This window comes from Desulfosporosinus meridiei DSM 13257, from assembly GCF_000231385.2.
GTDB lineage: Bacteria > Bacillota > Desulfitobacteriia > Desulfitobacteriales > Desulfitobacteriaceae > Desulfosporosinus > Desulfosporosinus meridiei.
The window spans coordinates 2,216,685-2,235,312 of sequence record NC_018515.1; the positions used below are offsets into that span (position 1 = coordinate 2,216,685).

Below are 18,628 nucleotides of genomic sequence, written 5' to 3' on the forward strand. Positions count from 1 at the left end.
TGGTCAAGTGAGAAGGTTGATGATGAGTAGAGAAAAAGAATTGATCGAAGTTATCAATAAACAAATGCCTAGGAGTTCCAGTCAAGTTAATCACCTTTTTGAGTCGGATTCGGAAATCGTGACCTTCCACGGTAAGGGTCTTCTCTATAATATTGATGAATTTTCGGAAGAAGACTTATTTCGGGAAGATGACCCTTACAGGCTGGGCTGGAATATGGCCATAGGCAGTATCAGTGACATTCTGGCCTCAGGAGGCAGTCCTAAGTTTTATGCTCATAGCATGGTTGTTCGAGATTCCTGGAGTACGGAGTATATTGAAAAGCTGGCTCGAGGAATCGCCCAGGTAATTAAGGAAGCAGGTGCCGCTTTTATCGGCGGAGATTTTGGGATATCTAAAACCTGGAGATACACCGGTTCAGTCATTGGCGAGCTTGCAAGTAAAAGCTTATTAAGAAGCGGGGCTAAAGTGGGAGACAGAATTTATATTACCGGTGGCATAGGCAGAGGGAATGTGGAAGCTGCCCTCCAACTATATGGAGATAACTTATTAGTAATGAGTCTCACAGGAGGATGGAAAAACCTCTTGCCCTTGAGAAGTAAAGAAGCTGAGCTTATACGGAAATACAGCCGTTGCTGTATGGATACCAGCGATGGAGTCTTTAATGCCTTACGAATGATTTCAGAATTGAGCAGAACAGGATTTTTTATTGACAACCTACCCTATGTGAAAAGTGGATTATTTTTAGCTAAGACTCTTAACCTGCCCAAGGAAATACTGTTTTTAGGGGAATGTGGAGAGTACGAATTGCTCTTTACCTTGAGTGAAAAGAGAGAAGAGGGGTTCCTAAAAACTGCCGGGGAGCGGAAGTTGACATTTCATAAAATTGGGATAGTTAAAGAACCGGGGTCCCAAATTCTTTGGGAAAAAGGACGAGGGATAGATTTTCGGGCGTATGACCTGCGGGCCAGAGATTACTCAGATCCTAAAGACTATTTGCGGAAGGTCGTAAATTTTCTCAAGGAGGCAGCAAAATGAATCGAAGAGTTGTTATCACGGGGATAGGGCCGGCTACAGCTTGCGGAATTGGCAAAAGAGATTTTACTGCAGGTGTTTTCGGACAAAAGACCTGTCTGGCTGAGATCCCAGTGAGTTATGAACAAAACTATCAGTTTAAATCCAAATATTTCGTACCAAAGCCAATCTTTTCTTTAACCGATCTAGGGTTCCATAAGTCAGTGGAAGGAATGATGGAAGAGGCTGCGCGAATCTCAATCTTGTGTACAAAGCTGGCCTTAGAAGATGCTGGCTTTAAGATTATTAGTGGAGAAAAGTATCTCCAGGTAGAGGGCTTGGAAAACAGCGGGACGATTATTGGTATTGGGATGAGCAGCCTGCAGACTGCCTTCGACTCTTATACCGCCCATATATCTGATAAGGAAAAGTCAGTTGCCCAGCTAAACCCAAACCACATTCAAAGTCCCAATCAGCCTAGGTTTAACAGAATGGTCATTCCCATACTGATGACCAATTCCCCGGCAGCTTGGATATCCATCCTCTTTGGACTTGAGGGGTTCAGTTACACTCTTAACGCTTCCTGCGCTTCGGGAACATTTGCAGTTGGTGAGGGATATCGAGCTATTAGTGGGGGTAGAAGTGATGTGATCTTAACTGGGGGTGTTGAGGCCTTAACAGAAAAGAAGGGCGCAATCATGAGAGGCTTTGATATGCTCTCAACTCTTACCAGGTCAGAAGACGGGCGGCCTCAGCCTTTTTCGCGGCAAAGAAGCGGTTTTCTCTTCAATGAAGGGGCAGGATGTGTTCTTGTTCTGGAAGAGTTAGAACGGGCTCGAGCTAGAGGGGCAGATATATATGCTGAGATTGTAGGGTATGAGGCAGGCAGTGATGCCTACAGCATAGTTCAGATGGACCCCAGCGGAAATAATATTGCTGATCTTTATGAAAAGATTTGCCGAGGGATTGAGGTTGATTATCTGAACGCTCATGGCACAGGGACAAGGACAAATGACGAAATTGAGGCTAAGGTAATTCAAAAGATTTTTGGGGATCGGAGCAAGCAACCTTTTATAAATTCTACCAAGGGAATATTGGGGCACAGCATCGGGGCCAGTGGAGCCCTTGAAGCAGCTATAACTGCAATTTCTATCAAAGAATCCAGAATCCATGGTAACTTAACCTCTGATTCCCTGGATAATCTAAATCTTCCTTTGGAGACGATCACGACTCCCATTGAATATGCCTTATCTGCCTCTTATGGCTTTGGCGGGCATAATGCTTTAATCCTTTTCAAGAGGTACCAAGAAAATGGCTAAGAAGGGGGTTTTGATTACAGGTGGGACAGGATTTATCGGGAGTCATATTGCCAGGGCTTTTTGCGAAAATCAGGTAAAGGTTGGCTGCTTGATCAGGAATGACAGCCAATTAGCGAACTTAGAAGGGTTGCCTGTAGAACTAGAGACAGGAGATATTAGAAATATCGGGGAATTAAGAGAAGTTTTCCGTGGTTATGAGTGGGTAATTCACAATGCTGCAAAAGTAGCGGACTGGGGGAACTATCGGGAATTCTACCAAACGAATGTTGTTGGTACAGTCAATGTATTAAAGGCTTGCGTCCAGGCGGGCATAAAAAACGTTCTTATGACCGGATCAAATTCTGTCTATGGGGAGGAAAACTGTTTTGTCCTTAAGGACGAAGAATCCCCCTATAATTCACATTACCCATACTTGGGAGATGGTATTTTCCCCTGCAAGTTAAACTACTACCGTGATACAAAAGCAATGGCCAAACAAGAGGCTTTAGCTTTTGCCCAGAAGCATGATTTGAATCTAACTATTTTAGAGCCTGTTTGGGTCTATGGAGAGAGAGAATTTAACACCGGATTTTACGAATATCTTAAAACTGCGAAAGCTGGAATTCCCTTAGTCCCGGGTGCTAAGAAGAACAAATTCCACGTTGTCTATGCAGGCGACTTGGCTAGAGCCTATTTTTTAGCTTACAGAAAACAGCTGACAGGCCAGCATTGTATTCTGATCGGTAACGAGCAACCTGAAAATATGGATAGAATCTATGAACTTTTCTGCTCGGCAGCTGGATTAAGAAAACCCGGCAATCTGCCCAAAGCCTTAGGCTATCCTCTGGCTTTTCTCATGGAACTAATCTTTACAATCTTCAAAGCTCAGAATCCACCCCTTTTAACTCGAGGGAGAGTGAATATGTTCTATGACAATATTGAGTTTTCTGTTGAAAAGGCTAACCATATCCTAGGCTTCCGAAACTCCTTTAGTCTGGAGGAAGGGATCAAAAGAACAGTTTCATGGTATAAGGAGCAAGGCTTGATTTAATGCTTAGCTTTAGCTGAACAAGTTTACCTATGATAGATAGGAGGTAGCCTATGGTAAATGTAAGGAATATTACAGGTTTAGAGAGAACTTTCTTCAACTTAAGGTTGAAAATAAGCACTTTTTTCTACTTTCTTTCGTCTCTGAGGAAAGGCGAGCTTTCTATGCAGGAGTTTATTCTAGTATTGAGAAGGCTGCTTCTTTTTGTCTCCAGAATGAAGCAGAATAAATTTGTTAATATTGAGGGAAAGACTCGCCTGGGACTGTATATCCCCGGCTTTCCATCCGCCGCATTTCACACCGCCTGTCGGAAATTTAATCAATTTGAGGGAAAGATGCCTTGTACTACAGTCTTGTTATCGATTACATCAGCTTGCCCTTATCATTGCCAGCATTGTTATCAGAAACTTGATAAGGGTAAGGATGTGGATATTAAAGTATTAATAGGGATAGTCCGTAAGCTTCAGGAAATGGGAGTAGCTTTCTTTAATATCGAAGGTGGGGAGCCCTTTTTTGCTTATGAACGGCTTAAACAGGTATGCCAAGCTATAGATTCAAGATCTGAGATCTGGATCAATTCCACAGGTGCGGGCATGACTAAAGAAAGACTTGCAGAACTTAGCGGGCTGAATGTGACCGCGGTCATGTTTTCCTTGCATAGCCCCGATGCCAAGCTCTTTAACAAATTTATGGGGAAAGACTCTGCCTGGGAAACCATGAAGGCTGGAGTTGAGATGTGCCACGAAGCGGGTTTGGCGGTGGCTTTTAATACCTGCTTAATGCGGGAAGATTTCTATAACGGTATATTCGAAGGAATTATGGAGGCAGCCAAGGATTTCAAGGCTTGTTTGATCCAAATAATTAAGCCAAAGCCAGCGGGAGGGTGGCTGGAAAAAGGAGTTGTCGAATTCACCCCCCAGGACATTAAATATGTCAAAGGGAGGGTCAACCACTACAACTTACATAAGAAGATGGCTAGATATCCGGCTATCTCCGCACAAATCATTGAAGAAGATAAGTCGGTTTTTGGTTGTACTGCCGGGGGAACCGACAGATTTTATATCAATGCCAAGGGAGATCTACAGCCTTGTGAGTTTTTAAATATCTCCTTTGGTAACATAATCAAGGACAAATTTGAAGATATCTACTCCAAAATGCGTACTTGCTTTACATGGGGCGGAGAGGGTTATCTCTGTGAAAGCTGTTCGCAAGAAATTCATAGACTTTATGAGGAGAATGGCTTAGACACCCTCCCTCTGACCCCGGAGTTGTCAGAGAAGATCTATAGTTCCTGGGAGCGGGGAAGGAAAACGGATTTATATGAGAGGTTGGAGCGGATGAGGTAGAGCAATCACTATCGATATCCGGAAATTTTATTGTGTAACTTTTGGCTTGAAAATGAGTAAGAACATGGATTTTATGGGAATGTTAATGGCGGGATGAGGTTGTAGATATTTTATTTCATTCCATTCCAAGAATTACGCGCCCCTATACAAATTGTGTGGGGGCTTTTTTGTTCTATCACGGTTCTCTTTACAGAAAGCTAAATAATAGTTTATGATCTAAAGTAATTAATAATATACTGATAAAATCCAAACTATAAGTGAGGTAACTATGTCCGACTACATACTAACCTACTCAAAGATCAAGTTCTTTCCACTGGAACCAATTATGGAAGACATTAAGATTGAGGATATTGCCCACTCATTATCACTGATGACCAGGGTCAACGGTCATTGCAGTCACTTTTACTCAGTTGGGCAGCACTCAATTCTTTGCTATAGGGAGGCCAAAAGCCGAGGGTATTCCGAGCGAGTACAACTCGGATGCCTTATACATGATGCAAGTGAAAGTTATATTTCAGATTTGACAAGGCCGGTCAAGAAAAACCTCCCGGAGTACTTTGCAATTGAGGAAAAATTACAAAGTGTTATTTATGATAGATTTGGCCTAGGGGATTTGTCAGATGAAGAGCGGAAACAAATTGAAAATGTGGATGATACTCTTCTGCACTATGAGTTTGAAACATTAATGGAGTTTCCGATTTTTGATGTCCCACCGAAGAAGGGGATGGAACATGAATTTTCACTTCGGGATTTTGCCAGTGTAGAAAATGAATTTATATCTGTATTTAAGAACTTATATAATCAGGAGAATTAGAATGAAAAGCAAAACAAAGCTAGTTCGAAAACCAAGAACCAGAGCTCTTTTTAATACAGGCACACGCCCTCATAAAACGAACAAAGACTATACCAGAAAAGTAAAGCACAAAGAAAGTGCTTATGAAGATGGTGCGCAATAGCAACAGTAGGGATTAGAGGCGTATAAATTGTTTGGTTAAGTACATACTGCAATAAAACTTGAATTACTGGAGGCTATGTTTTAATGCAGCTATCTAACGATAACGATCAGGAAACAGATAATATACAAAAAGGCGGAGTAATTAGTGAAAACCTTGCGTCTAAACCTCAGGTTTTAAGCGATAAGAAACTTATTAAAGAAGAAGTCAAGCGACGACTTATCTCAGGTATCCAAACAGCAGCCCTGGAGTATGATTCTCTATATAATGAAGAGAAAGCAACCTTAAATAAGGATTATGTATTGTTGAGTCTGCTCTTTCAGAGAATGTTTTTTTATAAATTAAACGAGAAGCTCTCAGGGTTATCCTGCGACCATACCCTTCGATTCACTAAGCAGATCTTAACTCAGATGCAATTTAAAAGGGGAAAAATTAACGAGATAATTGATGTATTCAAAAAGAATGGTGGACAGTGTGATTGTGAGATTCTTTATAATGTGGAGAGTCAATTAATCGGAAAATAATTGTACCTAAAGAATTGCTGCGAAGAAGTTCGAGGATTTCTAGAATAAAGAATTTATGGAACCTGATCAAAGAATAATAGCTTACGAAAAACAGAGGAGGCTCCTATTTGTGAATGTAACTCTGGAATGTATTCCTTGCTATATAAAGCAAACGATTAATACCTTGGCACAAACTGAAATCACTGAGGAAAAAGCGAGAGAAATAATTCATGGAACCCTGCCCCTTATTTCCAGCTTAGATCCTCAAAGAACTCCGGCAGAGAACTCAACCATTATTCTTAGAAGAGCAAATGAGCTGTTGGGAATCGAGGATCCCTTTCATAAGGCTAAGAAAGAATCTAATGATTTGGCCCTTGAACTTCTTCCTCAACTCAAAGAGAGAATTCAGAAAAGTGCAGACCCCCTGTTAATGTCTTTGCAAATCGCAGTTGCCGGGAATATCATTGATATGGGTATTCTGAAGGATTTTGATGTTGAGAAGAGTATTCAGGAGGCCTTGGCTAAAAGTTTTACGCGGGACGATTATGTTTCTTTCCAACAAAGTCTAAATGAAGCCCAGGAGATATTGATTCTCGGAGATAACAGTGGGGAAATTGTCTTTGATAAGTTACTAGCTGAACAGCTTTTAGAATATGGGCTAAAGGTGACTTATGCCGTTAAAGATCAACCGATTTTAAATGATGCCACCATGGAAGACGCGGCTTATGTAGGAATGGGAGGGCAGATTCGGGTGATTTCGAACGGCAGTGGTTTTCTAGGGACGATTCTCCAAGACTGTTCGCCTGACTTCCTGGATGTATATAAATCGGCAGGCTTAGTGATCAGCAAGGGACAGGCAAATTATGAATCCCTCGAAGAACTTGGTAAAGATGATAGAAGGTTATATTTTTTGCTGCGAGCCAAATGTGAGATTGTCGCCGAAAACTTAGGGGTTAAACTTAATGAAATGGTGTTTTGCCGTAGTTGAAAATGCTTAAAAGGTGATAGTAGTAGTAGCCTGTCTGCACCTTAAAGGGTAACAGACAGGCTACTACTATGCTTCGTAACAGTTTTAATCCAAAAATAACCAAGGGGAACTCTGTGAAATTTTTCTTCTGACTCGCATATAGTTAAACGTTACTAGCCGAGAAGGGAGATACATACATGGAAGAGGATGCCAACCCTGCGGAATTGTCACAACTTCAAAACTTTCTGAAAAGGTATAAACCCTTTCTAATTATTCTTGGTATTCTAATGACGGCAATCGGACTGATCACTCTTACACTGGTTATATATACCTGGGACAGAGGGCAGATTGTTAGGGGTGTTGAATTAGAAATCCCTTTAGAAGAGCTAACTATTGAGGAAGCTCGAGATAAATTGGAACAACAGAGAAATGAATATTACCAAAGATCTGTTCATTTCATTGCGGACGATAAAAATTTTGTAATTAATATGAAGGATCTGGGTTTTACTTATGACTATCAAGAACCACTTCAAGAGGCTTATTTGATTGGTAGAGAAGGAACAATCTTGGATAAAGCTGTCAGCAAATATAAAGCAAGCTTTGGAATTATAAAAGAACCTAATTATCAATGGGATGATTTAATCCTAGCAGAGGCCCTGACTACTCATTCTTCGTTTTTAAACATGCCGGCTCAGGATGCACACTTTTTGATTAACCCAGATAATTCCCTGGATATAATCCCGGAAAATCAAGGAAAAGAAGTTGACCTCGATTCGCTTGCCCAGATCGTAAAGACACAGGCATTAAAGGGGGACAATTCAATCGTTGTTCCTTTCAAAGAAGTCAAACCCGCAATTACAAAAAAGAATCTTGAACTCGTCAATAAAAGCGATGTTATAAGTGAATACACCACAACTTTTGATCAGACCCTAATCGAGCGATCACTCAACATTAAACTTGCGGCAAAAGCAATTGATGGTAAGGTATTAAAACCAGGAGAAATATTCTCTTTTAATAATACCGTAGGTCCCAGAACAGAAGAGGCAGGTTACCAGACTTCTATGATAATTGAAGGGAATACATTCGTCCCTGGTCTAGGGGGAGGAGTATGTCAGGTTTCCAGTACTCTTTACAATGCTGTTTGCCTAGCTGCGCCTGCCTTAAGTGTGGTTGAACGTTCTCCTCATAGCTTGCCTGTGAAATATGTTCCCCTAGGACAGGACGCAACAGTGGCTTATCCTAACCTGGATTTTAAATTTCAAAATCTCTCAGAAGGATACCTCCTGATTAGGAGTATTGTTAATAGCAATACGTTAACGTTTAGGATATATGGAAAGCCCAAAGAACTGTCCTAACGATACCATCAACTATTTAATTAACCGCACTTTTAAAAGTGCGGTTTTTGTGTGGTGCAGGATCAATAGTTAAATAGGAATATTTTTACTTACATAGAACCCTAGCCATTAAGTTCATACTAATCATTAAAGTGATAAAGTATAAAATTTGATAGGGTGAGTTATACTTTGTTTTTGATGTTATAGGCAGAAGGGACTGTTTTAATGTGTTGAATTTATTCAAGTACTTAAAACCATACACAGCTATGATTGCAGGGGCTTTGGTGCTGATTTTTTTACAAACTTTAGGGGATCTTTATCTCCCGACCTTAATGTCAGATATTATCAATGATGGGGTGTTACATGGTGATACTGACAAGATTATGCAGATCGGTGGATTTATGCTTTTAGTCGCTGGGGGAGGAGCCTTGAGTTCGATCTTAGCTACTTACTTGTCTTCAAAATCTGCAGTAGGCTTAGGCACAATCTTACGCAGTAAAGTGTTTAAGGTGGTGGAAAGCTATTCGCTTCATGAATTTGATAAGATTGGAACTGCCACACTAATTACACGAACCACCAATGATATTAACCAGATTCAGATGGTTACTGTAATGATTTTGCGTATGATGGTCAGCGCTCCGATGATGGCGGTTGGGGGTATCATAATGGCACTACAGGAAGATAAAGAGCTTACCTGGGTGCTTGCCGTTGCTATACCGGTTCTGACGATTGTTATTGCCTTGATTGCCTCCAGGATGATCCCTCTTTTTAGATTAGTCCAAGTAAAAATTGATAGAATTAATCTTGTCCTGCGAGAAAAGCTGACAGGGATTCGGGTAATACGTGCTTTTAATACCGTAGAACTTGAAATGAAACGGTTTGACGATGCTAATGTGGATCTTACAGATAACTATATTAAGGTTAATAAAATTATGGCATACATGATGCCCTCCATTATGTTAATTATGAACTTTACTTCCTTAGCTGTGCTCTGGTTTGGCGGAATCCGAATTAGCAATGGCAGTATGGATCTGGGTGCACTCGCGGCTTTTACCCAATATGCAATGCAGATAATGTTCTCGATGTTAATGCTGTCTGTGATGTTTATTATGGTACCCCGTGCCCAGGCTGCAGCTGTGAGAATTAATGAAGTTTTGGATACGATCCCTGAGATTACGGATCCCAGTAAACGAATAGACTCCTTTACTGAAAAAGGCCATGTGCAATTCAGAGATGTTACCTTTTCCTATCATGGTGCTGAGGAACCCGCATTAAGTAACATATCCTTTGAGGCTCAACCCGGAAAAGTGACAGCTATTATAGGAAGTACCGGGTCGGGAAAATCCACCCTAATTAATCTGATTCCAAGATTCTATGATGTGGACAGTGGAAGTATTCAGGTTGACGGAGTAGATGTAAGGGAAATGACCCAGGAAACCCTGCGTGCAAAGATCGGATTCGTACCCCAAAGATCCCAGCTGTTTTCTGGAACTATCCGGGAGAATATTCGATTCGGCAATGAGCAGGTCACGGATGAAGAAATTAAACAAGCTGCTGAAATCGCTCAAGCAGGTGATTTTATTGAAAATTTTGAGGGCGGCTTTGAACACCATATAACCCAAGGTGGAACCAATGTATCAGGAGGACAGAAACAGCGCCTTTCCATAGCTAGAGCATTGGCCAGAAAACCTGAGGTCTATATTTTTGACGATAGTTTCTCAGCACTTGATTTTAAAACTGATGCACGATTGAGAGCAGCTTTAAAAAAGGAAATTGCTGAGGAAACAGTTATCATTGTAGCCCAGCGGGTAGGGACTGTCATGGATGCTGATAATATTATTGTATTGGATAAAGGACAGATCTCGGGAATGGGGACACATAAAGAACTATTAGCTACCAACGATGTATATCGTGAAATTGTTGCTTCACAGTTGTCAGAGGAGGAAATCGCATGAGTGAAGATAGACCACAAAATCCCGGCCCAAGACCTGGAGGGGGTGGGGGAGGCTTTGGGGGTGGTTTTGGAGCGCCAGTTCAAAAACCTAAGAACTTTAAAGCAAGTTTAAAAAGGCTAATCAAATATTTGAGTCCCCATAAAACCAACCTCATGGTTGTATTTATATTTGCGGTTGCCAGTACGATCTTTACCATAGCCGCTCCTAAAGTAACCAGTAAAGCGATGAATAAGCTTCAGGATGGATATATGGCCAAGATGATGCTTAGAGAAATGACTGAGGCCCAGACCCAGGTTACCCAGCAAATAAAGACACAAATGAATCAAATGCAGAAAACTCCAGGTCTTGGGCAGAGTCAACAATCTCCGGATCCTGAAACCCTTCGAGGAGTTCAAGAGTTTATGAATCTGCCAATGCTTAGTTCGGTGACAGACCCTAATCAAAAAGCAGACATTGTTCAGCAGATGTTGAATCTAGTAAAGAAAATGCCTGTGAGTCAAACTGAGGGACAATCGATAAAATTAACTGAGGATCAAATAAATGGAGTAATTCGTTCCATACGTGAAACCAATGGGGAATATGACTTTAATTATATAGGAAGGATTGTTTTAATCCTGATAGGAATGTATTTAATTAGTGCTGTCTTTAGTTTAGTTATGGGTTTAGTGATGTCGGGAGTGGCTCAGAAAACCGTTCGAGATATGCGCAGACAAATTGATCTAAAACTAAATAATTTGCCCTTGAGGTATTTTGATAAACATCCTCATGGCGACATCTTAAGCCGTGTTACCAATGATGTTGATACTATTGCAACTACATTGCAGCAAAGTTTAACACAAATTATCACGTCCCTAATTACAATTATCGGTTATATCATTATGATGCTGACGATTAGCCCAATACTTACTCTTATAGTTGTAGCTACATTACCTTTGTACATTATTTCGACCGCCACTATTGCGAAGAAATCTCAAAAGTATTTTGCTGCCCAACAGAAAGAACTGGGACAGCTCAGCGGGCATGTGGAAGAAATGTATACCGGGCATAAAATTGTTAAAGTCTTTGGTCGAGAGAAAGACTCAATAGATAAATTTGACGCAATTAACGACAGATTGCAGACAGCAGGCTGGAAAGCGCAATTCATTTCGGGGATCATGTTTCCTCTGATGAACTTTATCAGCAATATAGGCTATGTAGGTATTAGTATAGTTGGAGGAATCTGGATTACCCGAAATTTACTTGGGCTGGGTGACATTTTAGCCTTTATCCAATATTCAAGGTCTTTTACCATGCCTATTGCGCAAACTGCAAATATTGCCAACGTGATTCAATCCACAGTAGCTTGCGCAGAACGAGTTTTTGAGATTCTTGATGAAGAGGAAGAAATACCTGATAAATCTAAGGCTCAAATCATTGAGTTCTCGAAAGGGCAGGTAAGCTTTGAACAGGTAGATTTTCGTTATGAAGAAGATGTACCTTTAATTGAAGATATGAATCTCAATGTAGAACCAGGCCACACAGTTGCTATTGTTGGCCCGACTGGTGCGGGCAAAACCACCTTAGTAAATCTGCTAATGCGGTTTTACGAAATTAACTCAGGAACAATTAGGATAGATGGGGTTGATATCAGAGATCTAAAACGCAGCGAACTGAGAAAGATGTTTGGCATGGTATTGCAAGACACATGGCTGTTCAATGGAACAATTAAAGAGAATATAGCCTATGGAAAACAAGGAGCAACGACGGAAGAAATTGTGCAGGCGGCTAAAGCTGCACATGCAGATCACTTCATCAGAACATTGCCTGATGGCTACAATACGATGCTCAATGAGGAGGCAACGAATATTTCCCAGGGTCAAAAACAATTGCTAACCATAGCACGAGCCATTCTGGCAGATCCGAAAATTTTAATTCTTGACGAAGCCACCAGTAGCGTGGATACCAGAACAGAAGTTTTGATTCAAAAGGCTATGGCAAACCTTATGAAGGACAGAACTAATTTTGTTATTGCCCACCGGTTGTCGACGATACGTGATTCTGAACTAATCTTAGTCATGAACAATGGCAAGATCATAGAAATGGGTAACCATATAGAACTGCTTGAAAAAGCTGGTTTCTATGCAGATCTTTACTACAGTCAATTTTCCGAAAGTCTGGATACTAAGACTGGGTAGAGTAAGTAATCCTGTTTTAAGTTCAATTTAAGCCAATCCTCATCTTAGAAAAAGGGCGTTGTAAACTCCTTAGCAGTTTAAACGTCCTCTTCTATTACTAGCTTAACGGCTCGTTCAATTCAAAAGAAAAAGACTAAATGGTATATTCTATGGTAAAATATTCACGTAAAGAATTACGTGGGTAAACAACGATTTATCTAATTTAGATGATGCTTTCTCAGGTTTAAGGGGGATTTTCATGACGGAAGTTACATACACAGAAACACAATTCGCACCTGCAAAACGTTTATTAGATGGGGAAATTAAAATACAAGCAGAGCAAATAATAGATCAAAATTTAGTGCCTGACCTTTTTAAACTCATACCCAGTGTAATACTTGTGTTAAACAAAGAGAGGCAAGTCATTTATTCTAATGATGTTTTACTGGAAACTATAGGTGTTTCAGATAGAAGAAAATTCTTAGGTATGCGGCCGGGGGAATTGTTAAATTGTATTCACTCAAATACGACGAAGGGTGGTTGCGGAACCACAGAAAATTGCAGCGTTTGCGGATCTATTCAGGCAATCCTGGAATCACAGATAACCAAAGCACCGATTGCCAAGGAATGTCTGTTAACGGTGAATACCGAGCGGGGGGAAGAATGTTTAGAACTTTCAATTTATGCCGCGCCCATTAAACATGATTTTACATTATTTATAGTGAGAGATATTAGTGAAGAAAAGAAACGACAGATGTATGAACGGGTTTTTTTTCACGACTTGATTAACTCATCGGGAGCGGCTAAAGGACTTATTTCTTTACTAAAAGAGATTACGGACATAAATGAGGCGAGGGAATTGTCAACCTACGCCTTCGAGGCGATAGAACAGGTACTTGAAGAGATTAATAGTCAAAAGTCTTTAAGAAATGCCGAAAATGGCACGCTTAACTTAAACCTATCAGAATTCAGAGTAAAGGAACTCGTTGAAAAGCTAGTTGAACAGTATAAAAAGAATAACAGTGTCACATGTCCAATAGAAGTTAAATGCGATATTGATGTGATGGTTTTCAGTGATGTTGTTTTGGTTAGACGTGTCCTTAATAACATGCTGAAAAATGCTCTTGAATCATCCTATATGGATACTGTAACGGTTGAGGGGATAAAGAAGGATGGCTACGTAGAATTTAAAGTGAATAATAGACAATATATACCGAAAGATATCCAACTACAAATGTTTAAACGTACTTTTTCAACCAAAGGGGAAGGACGGGGATTAGGCACTTATAGTATGAAACTCTTAGGAGAGAAATATCTGGGTGGGTATATTAAATTTGTCTCAACAGAGGAATTTGGGACAACATTTGTTTTTGGCTTACCAATCCGAAAGGTTCAGAATCAAGCAATTTCATATTTTAACTAATTAAATTTATGTCATGTATCACGCTCCCCTCAATAGGTGTCAATGGTAGGTGTCAACGGGACGTTTTGTTTGCCCAGTATGAGCTTAGGAATGGTAGAAAGAAATAAATATATTGATCTGGGCTAGCAATCCCTTGCTCGATCGCATAAACAGCATTTTCTTTTAGATGATAGCCTCATCTAGAGGAAAGTGTTTTTTTATGTGCATCCATGACAGTTGATGCTCTTTGAGAATAAGAACATTTTCAAGATAAAAATTGGATTGGGCTAGAACAATTCGTCTGATATTAAAGCACAACCTGCGGGTAATGCTTCAATTTTCCTGTGATAGATGCAGAATAAGAAGTAAAGCAAGGGGACGTTTATGTTTGCAGATTGGCAAACAAAACGTCCCCTTGACATACTCTGATAATTTTGACTTATCAACCAAGGATAGATAGGAACTAAATCTTTATCCTTATTATGAGAAGACAAAACTTCGAAAATTGTAGAAAATATTAGTGTAAAGAAAAAAATCTGAAAAGAGCGTTTCTAAATAAAATTGCTTTAAGAGGTGGCATCGTGATTAACAAAAAACGACTATATAATCGCCTGATGGAGTTAGGGGAAATAGGTAAACAGGAATCTGGGGGTATAACTAGATTGGCCTTTACCCCGGAGGACCGTAGAGCAAAAGATCTCGTCACTTCCTATATGAAAGAAGCAGGTTTAAGTGTGCGAGAGGATGCGGTCGGTAATATTATTGGGCGCAGGGAAGGTCGTAATCCAGAAGCCCCGGCGGTTGTCACTGGCTCTCATGTTGATTCTGTATATAACGGCGGAATCTTCGACGGTGCATTAGGAATAATCGGAGGCATAGAGGTTCTGCAAACCATGCAGGAACAGGGCATTAAGACCGAACATCCTATTGAAGTCTATGCATTTAATGATGAAGAGGGGGCTCGTTTTAGCTTCAGTATGATGGGCAGCAGGGGAATGATCGGCAGTCTGAAACCTGAAGATTTAGAGCTGAAAGATAAAGAGGGAATCTCTCTGGCAACAATTATGAAAGCTCAGGGTATGGATCCGACGATGATTCGTTGTGCCGCTCGCACTAAAGGCACTATAAAAGCTTTTATCGAATTGCATATCGAACAAGGTAAGGTGCTTGAGAAGAATAATCAATCAGTAGGGATTGTCACAGGGATAGTTAATGAATTATGGCTTAAATGTACCTTTAAAGGTGAGGCAGGACATGCCGGAACAACACCCATGACAATGAGACATGACGCACTAGTTGCAGCCGCCGAATTTGTCCAAACTGTTGAACAGGAAGCCAGGAAGACCGGTACAACGGTTGCTACTGTTGGGAAAATGAGTGTTTTACCGGGCGGAATTAATATTATCCCGGGAACGGTTGAAATTACTCTAGATTTAAGAGATCTCAATCAAGAAGTTAGCGATCAAGTCGAAGATGCGATTTTTAAAGAAGCGAAACGAATTTGCCGCGAAAGAAATCTGGAAATGCGTACTGAAGTGTTACAGCGCATCCCGCCTTCACTTTGTTCGGAAGAGTTTCAACTTGCGGCCAAAGCAGCTTTTGAAAAATTAGGATTTGAACCCTTTTATCTGCCAAGCGGGGCTGGTCATGATGCCATGCAGGTGGTAAACATCTGTCCTATCGGTATGATCTTCATAAGATCAAAAGATGGAATCAGCCATAATCCGGCTGAATGGAGTTCGCCGGAGGATTGTGCGGATGGAGTTAATGTTCTCTTCCATACTCTTTTGAGTCTGGCAAATTAGTTTCAATTCGGTTCCAAAGGAGGGATGCCGAAATAATACATATTGTCATTGTCTATGTAGGCCTGATACTGGTTAGTTGATTAATGCTAATTCTATGAATAAGAGAGAGGGCATGCATGTGTTTAATTTAGTCATTAAAAATGGTAAGGTCGTAACTGCTGATAGAATTTTTGAAGCATCTGTTTGTGTTAATGATGGTAAAATTGCGGCAATTATTGATGCGGGAAATTCTGTTGAAGCAGAGGAAGTTATCGATGCTAAAGGAAGTTATCTTTTTCCGGGAGCTATCGATAGTCATGCACACTTAAATGATCCAGGTTACTGCTGGAGAGAGGATTATGCCCACGGCTCAGCAGCCGCTGCAGTTGGGGGATGTACAACAATTGTTGATATGCCTCTTCAAAATGAACCAGCCTTGACGGATGGAAAAATTTTCGATAAGAAGGAAGAAACAGTTTCTCCCAACGCCTATGTAGATTATTGCTTCTGGGGGGGCTTGGTTGACTACAACTTAGATAAATTGCCAGAACTCGATGCCAAAGGTTGCGTGGCCTTTAAATCCTTTATTGGCCCGGTTTCTCCTGATTATGTTTCCTTATCTATTGGGCAAGCCAAAGAAGCTTTGGAAATATTAAAAGATTGTGGAGGACGTGCAGGTTTCCATTGTGAAGATTATTCTATTATCAAATGGGAAGAAGCCAGAGCACAAAGAAAAGAGAAGAATGATTGGCAGGATTTTCTGAATACCAGACCGGTTATTGCAGAACTTATTGCCACCCAAAACATACTTGAACTGGCTCGGGAACTAGATGCCAAAGTTCATATCTGTCATGTAAGTCACCCCAAGGTAGCCAAAATAATTCGAGATGCTCAGTTAGAAGGTGTCGATGTAACAGGTGAGACCTGCGGTCACTACCTGACCTTTACAGATCAAGATGTCATCAAGAATGGAAGCTTGTTCAAATGTGCGCCTCCTTTAAGAGAAGCCAGTGCGGTTGAAGAAATGTGGGAATATGTGAACAACGGAACCTTATCCTGTATCGGATCTGATCACTCACCTTGCGAATTAAGTGAGAAGAGTGAAGAAAAACACGGAATTTTTGGAGCCTGGGGTGGGATCAGTGCCATTCAAAATGTAATGCAAGTTGTATTTAGCGAAGGGGTAGTCAAGAGAGGCTATAATCCTACTTTACTGGCTCGATCCTTAAGTGAAGGTCCGGCAAAGGCTTTCGGAATCTATGGTAAAAAAGGTGCGATTGAAGTTGGATTCGATGCTGACCTGGTCATTCTCGATCCTGAACTGGATTGGGAAATTACACCGGATTCCTTGCATTATCTCAATAAAATTTCTGCTTTCGTAGGCTTAAAGGGCAAAGGGCTGCCTGTATGTACCTTAGTAAGAGGTCAGGTAGTTGCCAAGGATGGTCAAGTAGTGGGTCAAAAGGGATTTGGCGAACTTGTGAAAAAATTGAAGTAGGGGGGATAGTACATGAGCAAGCGTTATGATGTTGTCATTCGCAACGGAATGCTTATTTGTCCGGAAGGCGTGAAGAAAGCGGATGTAGCCGTTAGTGACGAAAAGATTGTAGAAATAGGCTGCGAACTATCCGGGGATGCTAAAGAAACTATTGATGCTGCTGGTAAATATGTATTTCCCGGAGCAACAGACGGGCATGTTCATTTTAATGACCCAGGAAGAACTGAATGGGAAACTATAACAACCGGCAGCAGTGCTCTGGCAGCGGGTGGTGGAGTTGCTTACTTTGATATGCCCCTTAATTGCAACCCCTGTACACTGGACGCTAAAAACTTTAATGCCAAGCTTGCTGTGGCACAGAAAGATTCTCTCGTCGATTATGGATTCTGGGGAGGGCTCACTCCTAAAAATTTAGATAACCTTGAAGAGCTTGCAGAGTGTGGGGTAATAGGATTTAAAGCATTTTCCTGCTTTAGTGGAATTGACGAGTTCGAAAGAATGGACGATTTTACCGCATTAGTAGGCATGGAAAAATTGGCCAAGCTTGGCTTGCCTCTTATGGTGCATTGTGAAAATGCAGAAATTACAAGGGATTTAACGACCTTAGCACTTGCTAATAACAAGACTACAGTAAGGGATTATTTTGCAGCCCGTCCGCCAATTACGGAAATTGAAAATGTATCTCGAATGATTACCTTTGCAGAAGAGACAGGCTGTAAATTAATCATAGCCCATATCAGTACAGCCAAGGCTGTAGAGTTAGTAACTCAGGCCAGAAGCAGGGGAGTGGACGTTTGCTGCGAAACGATTGGACATTATTTGATTCTTACTGATGATGATGTGGAACGTTTAGGAACTGTCGCAAAATGCTCGCCGCCTATTCGCAATAATGGGAACCAAACAAAAATGTGGGCTAAACTGCTAAACGGCGAGATAGCCTTTGTATCCTCCGATCATTCACCCTGTGATCCGAAATTGAAAGATGGTGAGTTCTTAAAGGTTTGGGGTGGAATCTCAGCTTGCCAGACAACTCTCCCGGGCCTGCTTACCCATGCCTACCATGAACGGAAAGTTCCCCTTGAGGAAATCGCCAGATTAACTGCACAAAATGTTAATGAAATTTTCAAGATACAGGGGAAAGGGAAAATTGCACTAGGTTATGATGGAGACTTTGCCTTGGTAGACCTAGACAAGGAATTCACATTGCAGGCCGAAGATCTTTTCTATAAGTACCAAGTAAGTCCTTATGTTGGAGACAGATTCCGTGGGACTGTTACTCAAACAATTCTCAGGGGAACAACAGTGTTTAAAGATGGAAAGATTGTATCAAATCCCATTGGCAAACATCTGAGACCTAATTTGTAAACCACGATTA

15 protein-coding genes are annotated in these 18,628 nt (G+C 40.9%); all 15 read left to right on the forward strand.

Annotated features, from left to right (window positions below; genetic code table 11):
- The first annotated feature begins 7 nt into the window (after nt 1–7).
- Nucleotides 8–1,036, forward strand: coding sequence for a thiamine-phosphate kinase (locus tag DESMER_RS10215; RefSeq protein WP_242831077.1), 1,029 nt, complete (start codon nt 8–10; stop codon nt 1,034–1,036).
- Nucleotides 1,033–2,331, forward strand: a complete 1,299-nt coding sequence (locus DESMER_RS10220) for a beta-ketoacyl-[acyl-carrier-protein] synthase family protein (protein ID WP_014902967.1) — start codon at nt 1,033–1,035, stop codon at nt 2,329–2,331. Before DESMER_RS10215 ends, DESMER_RS10220 begins: the two co-directional genes overlap by 4 nt.
- On the forward strand, nt 2,324–3,361 hold the full coding sequence (locus DESMER_RS10225; RefSeq protein WP_014902968.1) for an NAD-dependent epimerase/dehydratase family protein: 1,038 nt from the start codon (nt 2,324–2,326) through the stop codon (nt 3,359–3,361). The genes DESMER_RS10220 and DESMER_RS10225 overlap by 8 nt, the downstream gene beginning before the upstream one ends.
- Nucleotides 3,362–3,411: 50 nt before the next feature.
- Nucleotides 3,412–4,704, forward strand: a complete 1,293-nt coding sequence (locus DESMER_RS10230; RefSeq protein WP_014902969.1) for a radical SAM/SPASM domain-containing protein — start codon at nt 3,412–3,414, stop codon at nt 4,702–4,704.
- A gap of 268 nt (nt 4,705–4,972) precedes the next feature.
- A complete protein-coding gene (locus tag DESMER_RS10235; protein WP_014902970.1) occupies nt 4,973–5,518 on the forward strand; it encodes a phosphohydrolase in 546 nt (181 codons plus the stop codon).
- Between the two features lies 1 nt (nt 5,519).
- Entirely contained in the window at nt 5,520–5,660 is a 141-nt protein-coding gene (locus DESMER_RS23960) for a hypothetical protein (protein WP_014902971.1), read from the forward strand.
- An 83-nt stretch (nt 5,661–5,743) separates the two neighbouring features.
- Entirely contained in the window at nt 5,744–6,181 is a 438-nt protein-coding gene (locus tag DESMER_RS10240; protein ID WP_014902972.1) for a DUF2695 domain-containing protein, read from the forward strand.
- 109 nt (nt 6,182–6,290) lie between these two features.
- Entirely contained in the window at nt 6,291–7,148 is an 858-nt protein-coding gene (locus tag DESMER_RS10245) for a damage-control phosphatase ARMT1 family protein (protein WP_014902973.1), read from the forward strand.
- Nucleotides 7,149–7,324: 176 nt separating this feature from the next.
- Nucleotides 7,325–8,482 (forward strand): VanW family protein, encoded by a 1,158-nt coding sequence (locus DESMER_RS10250; protein WP_014902974.1) that lies wholly within the window; start codon nt 7,325–7,327, stop codon nt 8,480–8,482.
- A gap of 206 nt (nt 8,483–8,688) precedes the next feature.
- Entirely contained in the window at nt 8,689–10,416 is a 1,728-nt protein-coding gene (locus DESMER_RS10255; protein WP_014902975.1) for an ABC transporter ATP-binding protein, read from the forward strand.
- A complete protein-coding gene (locus tag DESMER_RS10260; protein WP_014902976.1) occupies nt 10,413–12,590 on the forward strand; it encodes an ABC transporter ATP-binding protein in 2,178 nt (725 codons plus the stop codon). The genes DESMER_RS10255 and DESMER_RS10260 overlap by 4 nt, the downstream gene beginning before the upstream one ends.
- Nucleotides 12,591–12,828: 238 nt before the next feature.
- Nucleotides 12,829–13,992, forward strand: a complete 1,164-nt coding sequence (locus DESMER_RS10265; RefSeq protein ID WP_014902977.1) for a sensor histidine kinase — start codon at nt 12,829–12,831, stop codon at nt 13,990–13,992.
- 560 nt (nt 13,993–14,552) lie between these two features.
- A complete protein-coding gene (locus DESMER_RS10270; RefSeq protein WP_014902978.1) occupies nt 14,553–15,776 on the forward strand; it encodes a Zn-dependent hydrolase in 1,224 nt (407 codons plus the stop codon).
- Nucleotides 15,777–15,894: 118 nt separating this feature from the next.
- Nucleotides 15,895–17,253, forward strand: a complete 1,359-nt coding sequence (gene allB / locus DESMER_RS10275; RefSeq protein WP_014902979.1) for an allantoinase AllB — start codon at nt 15,895–15,897, stop codon at nt 17,251–17,253.
- Between the two features lie 12 nt (nt 17,254–17,265).
- Complete coding sequence (gene allB / locus DESMER_RS10280) at nt 17,266–18,618, forward strand: allantoinase AllB (RefSeq protein WP_014902980.1); 1,353 nt, start codon at nt 17,266–17,268, stop codon at nt 18,616–18,618.
- Nucleotides 18,619–18,628: the final 10 nt, after the last annotated feature.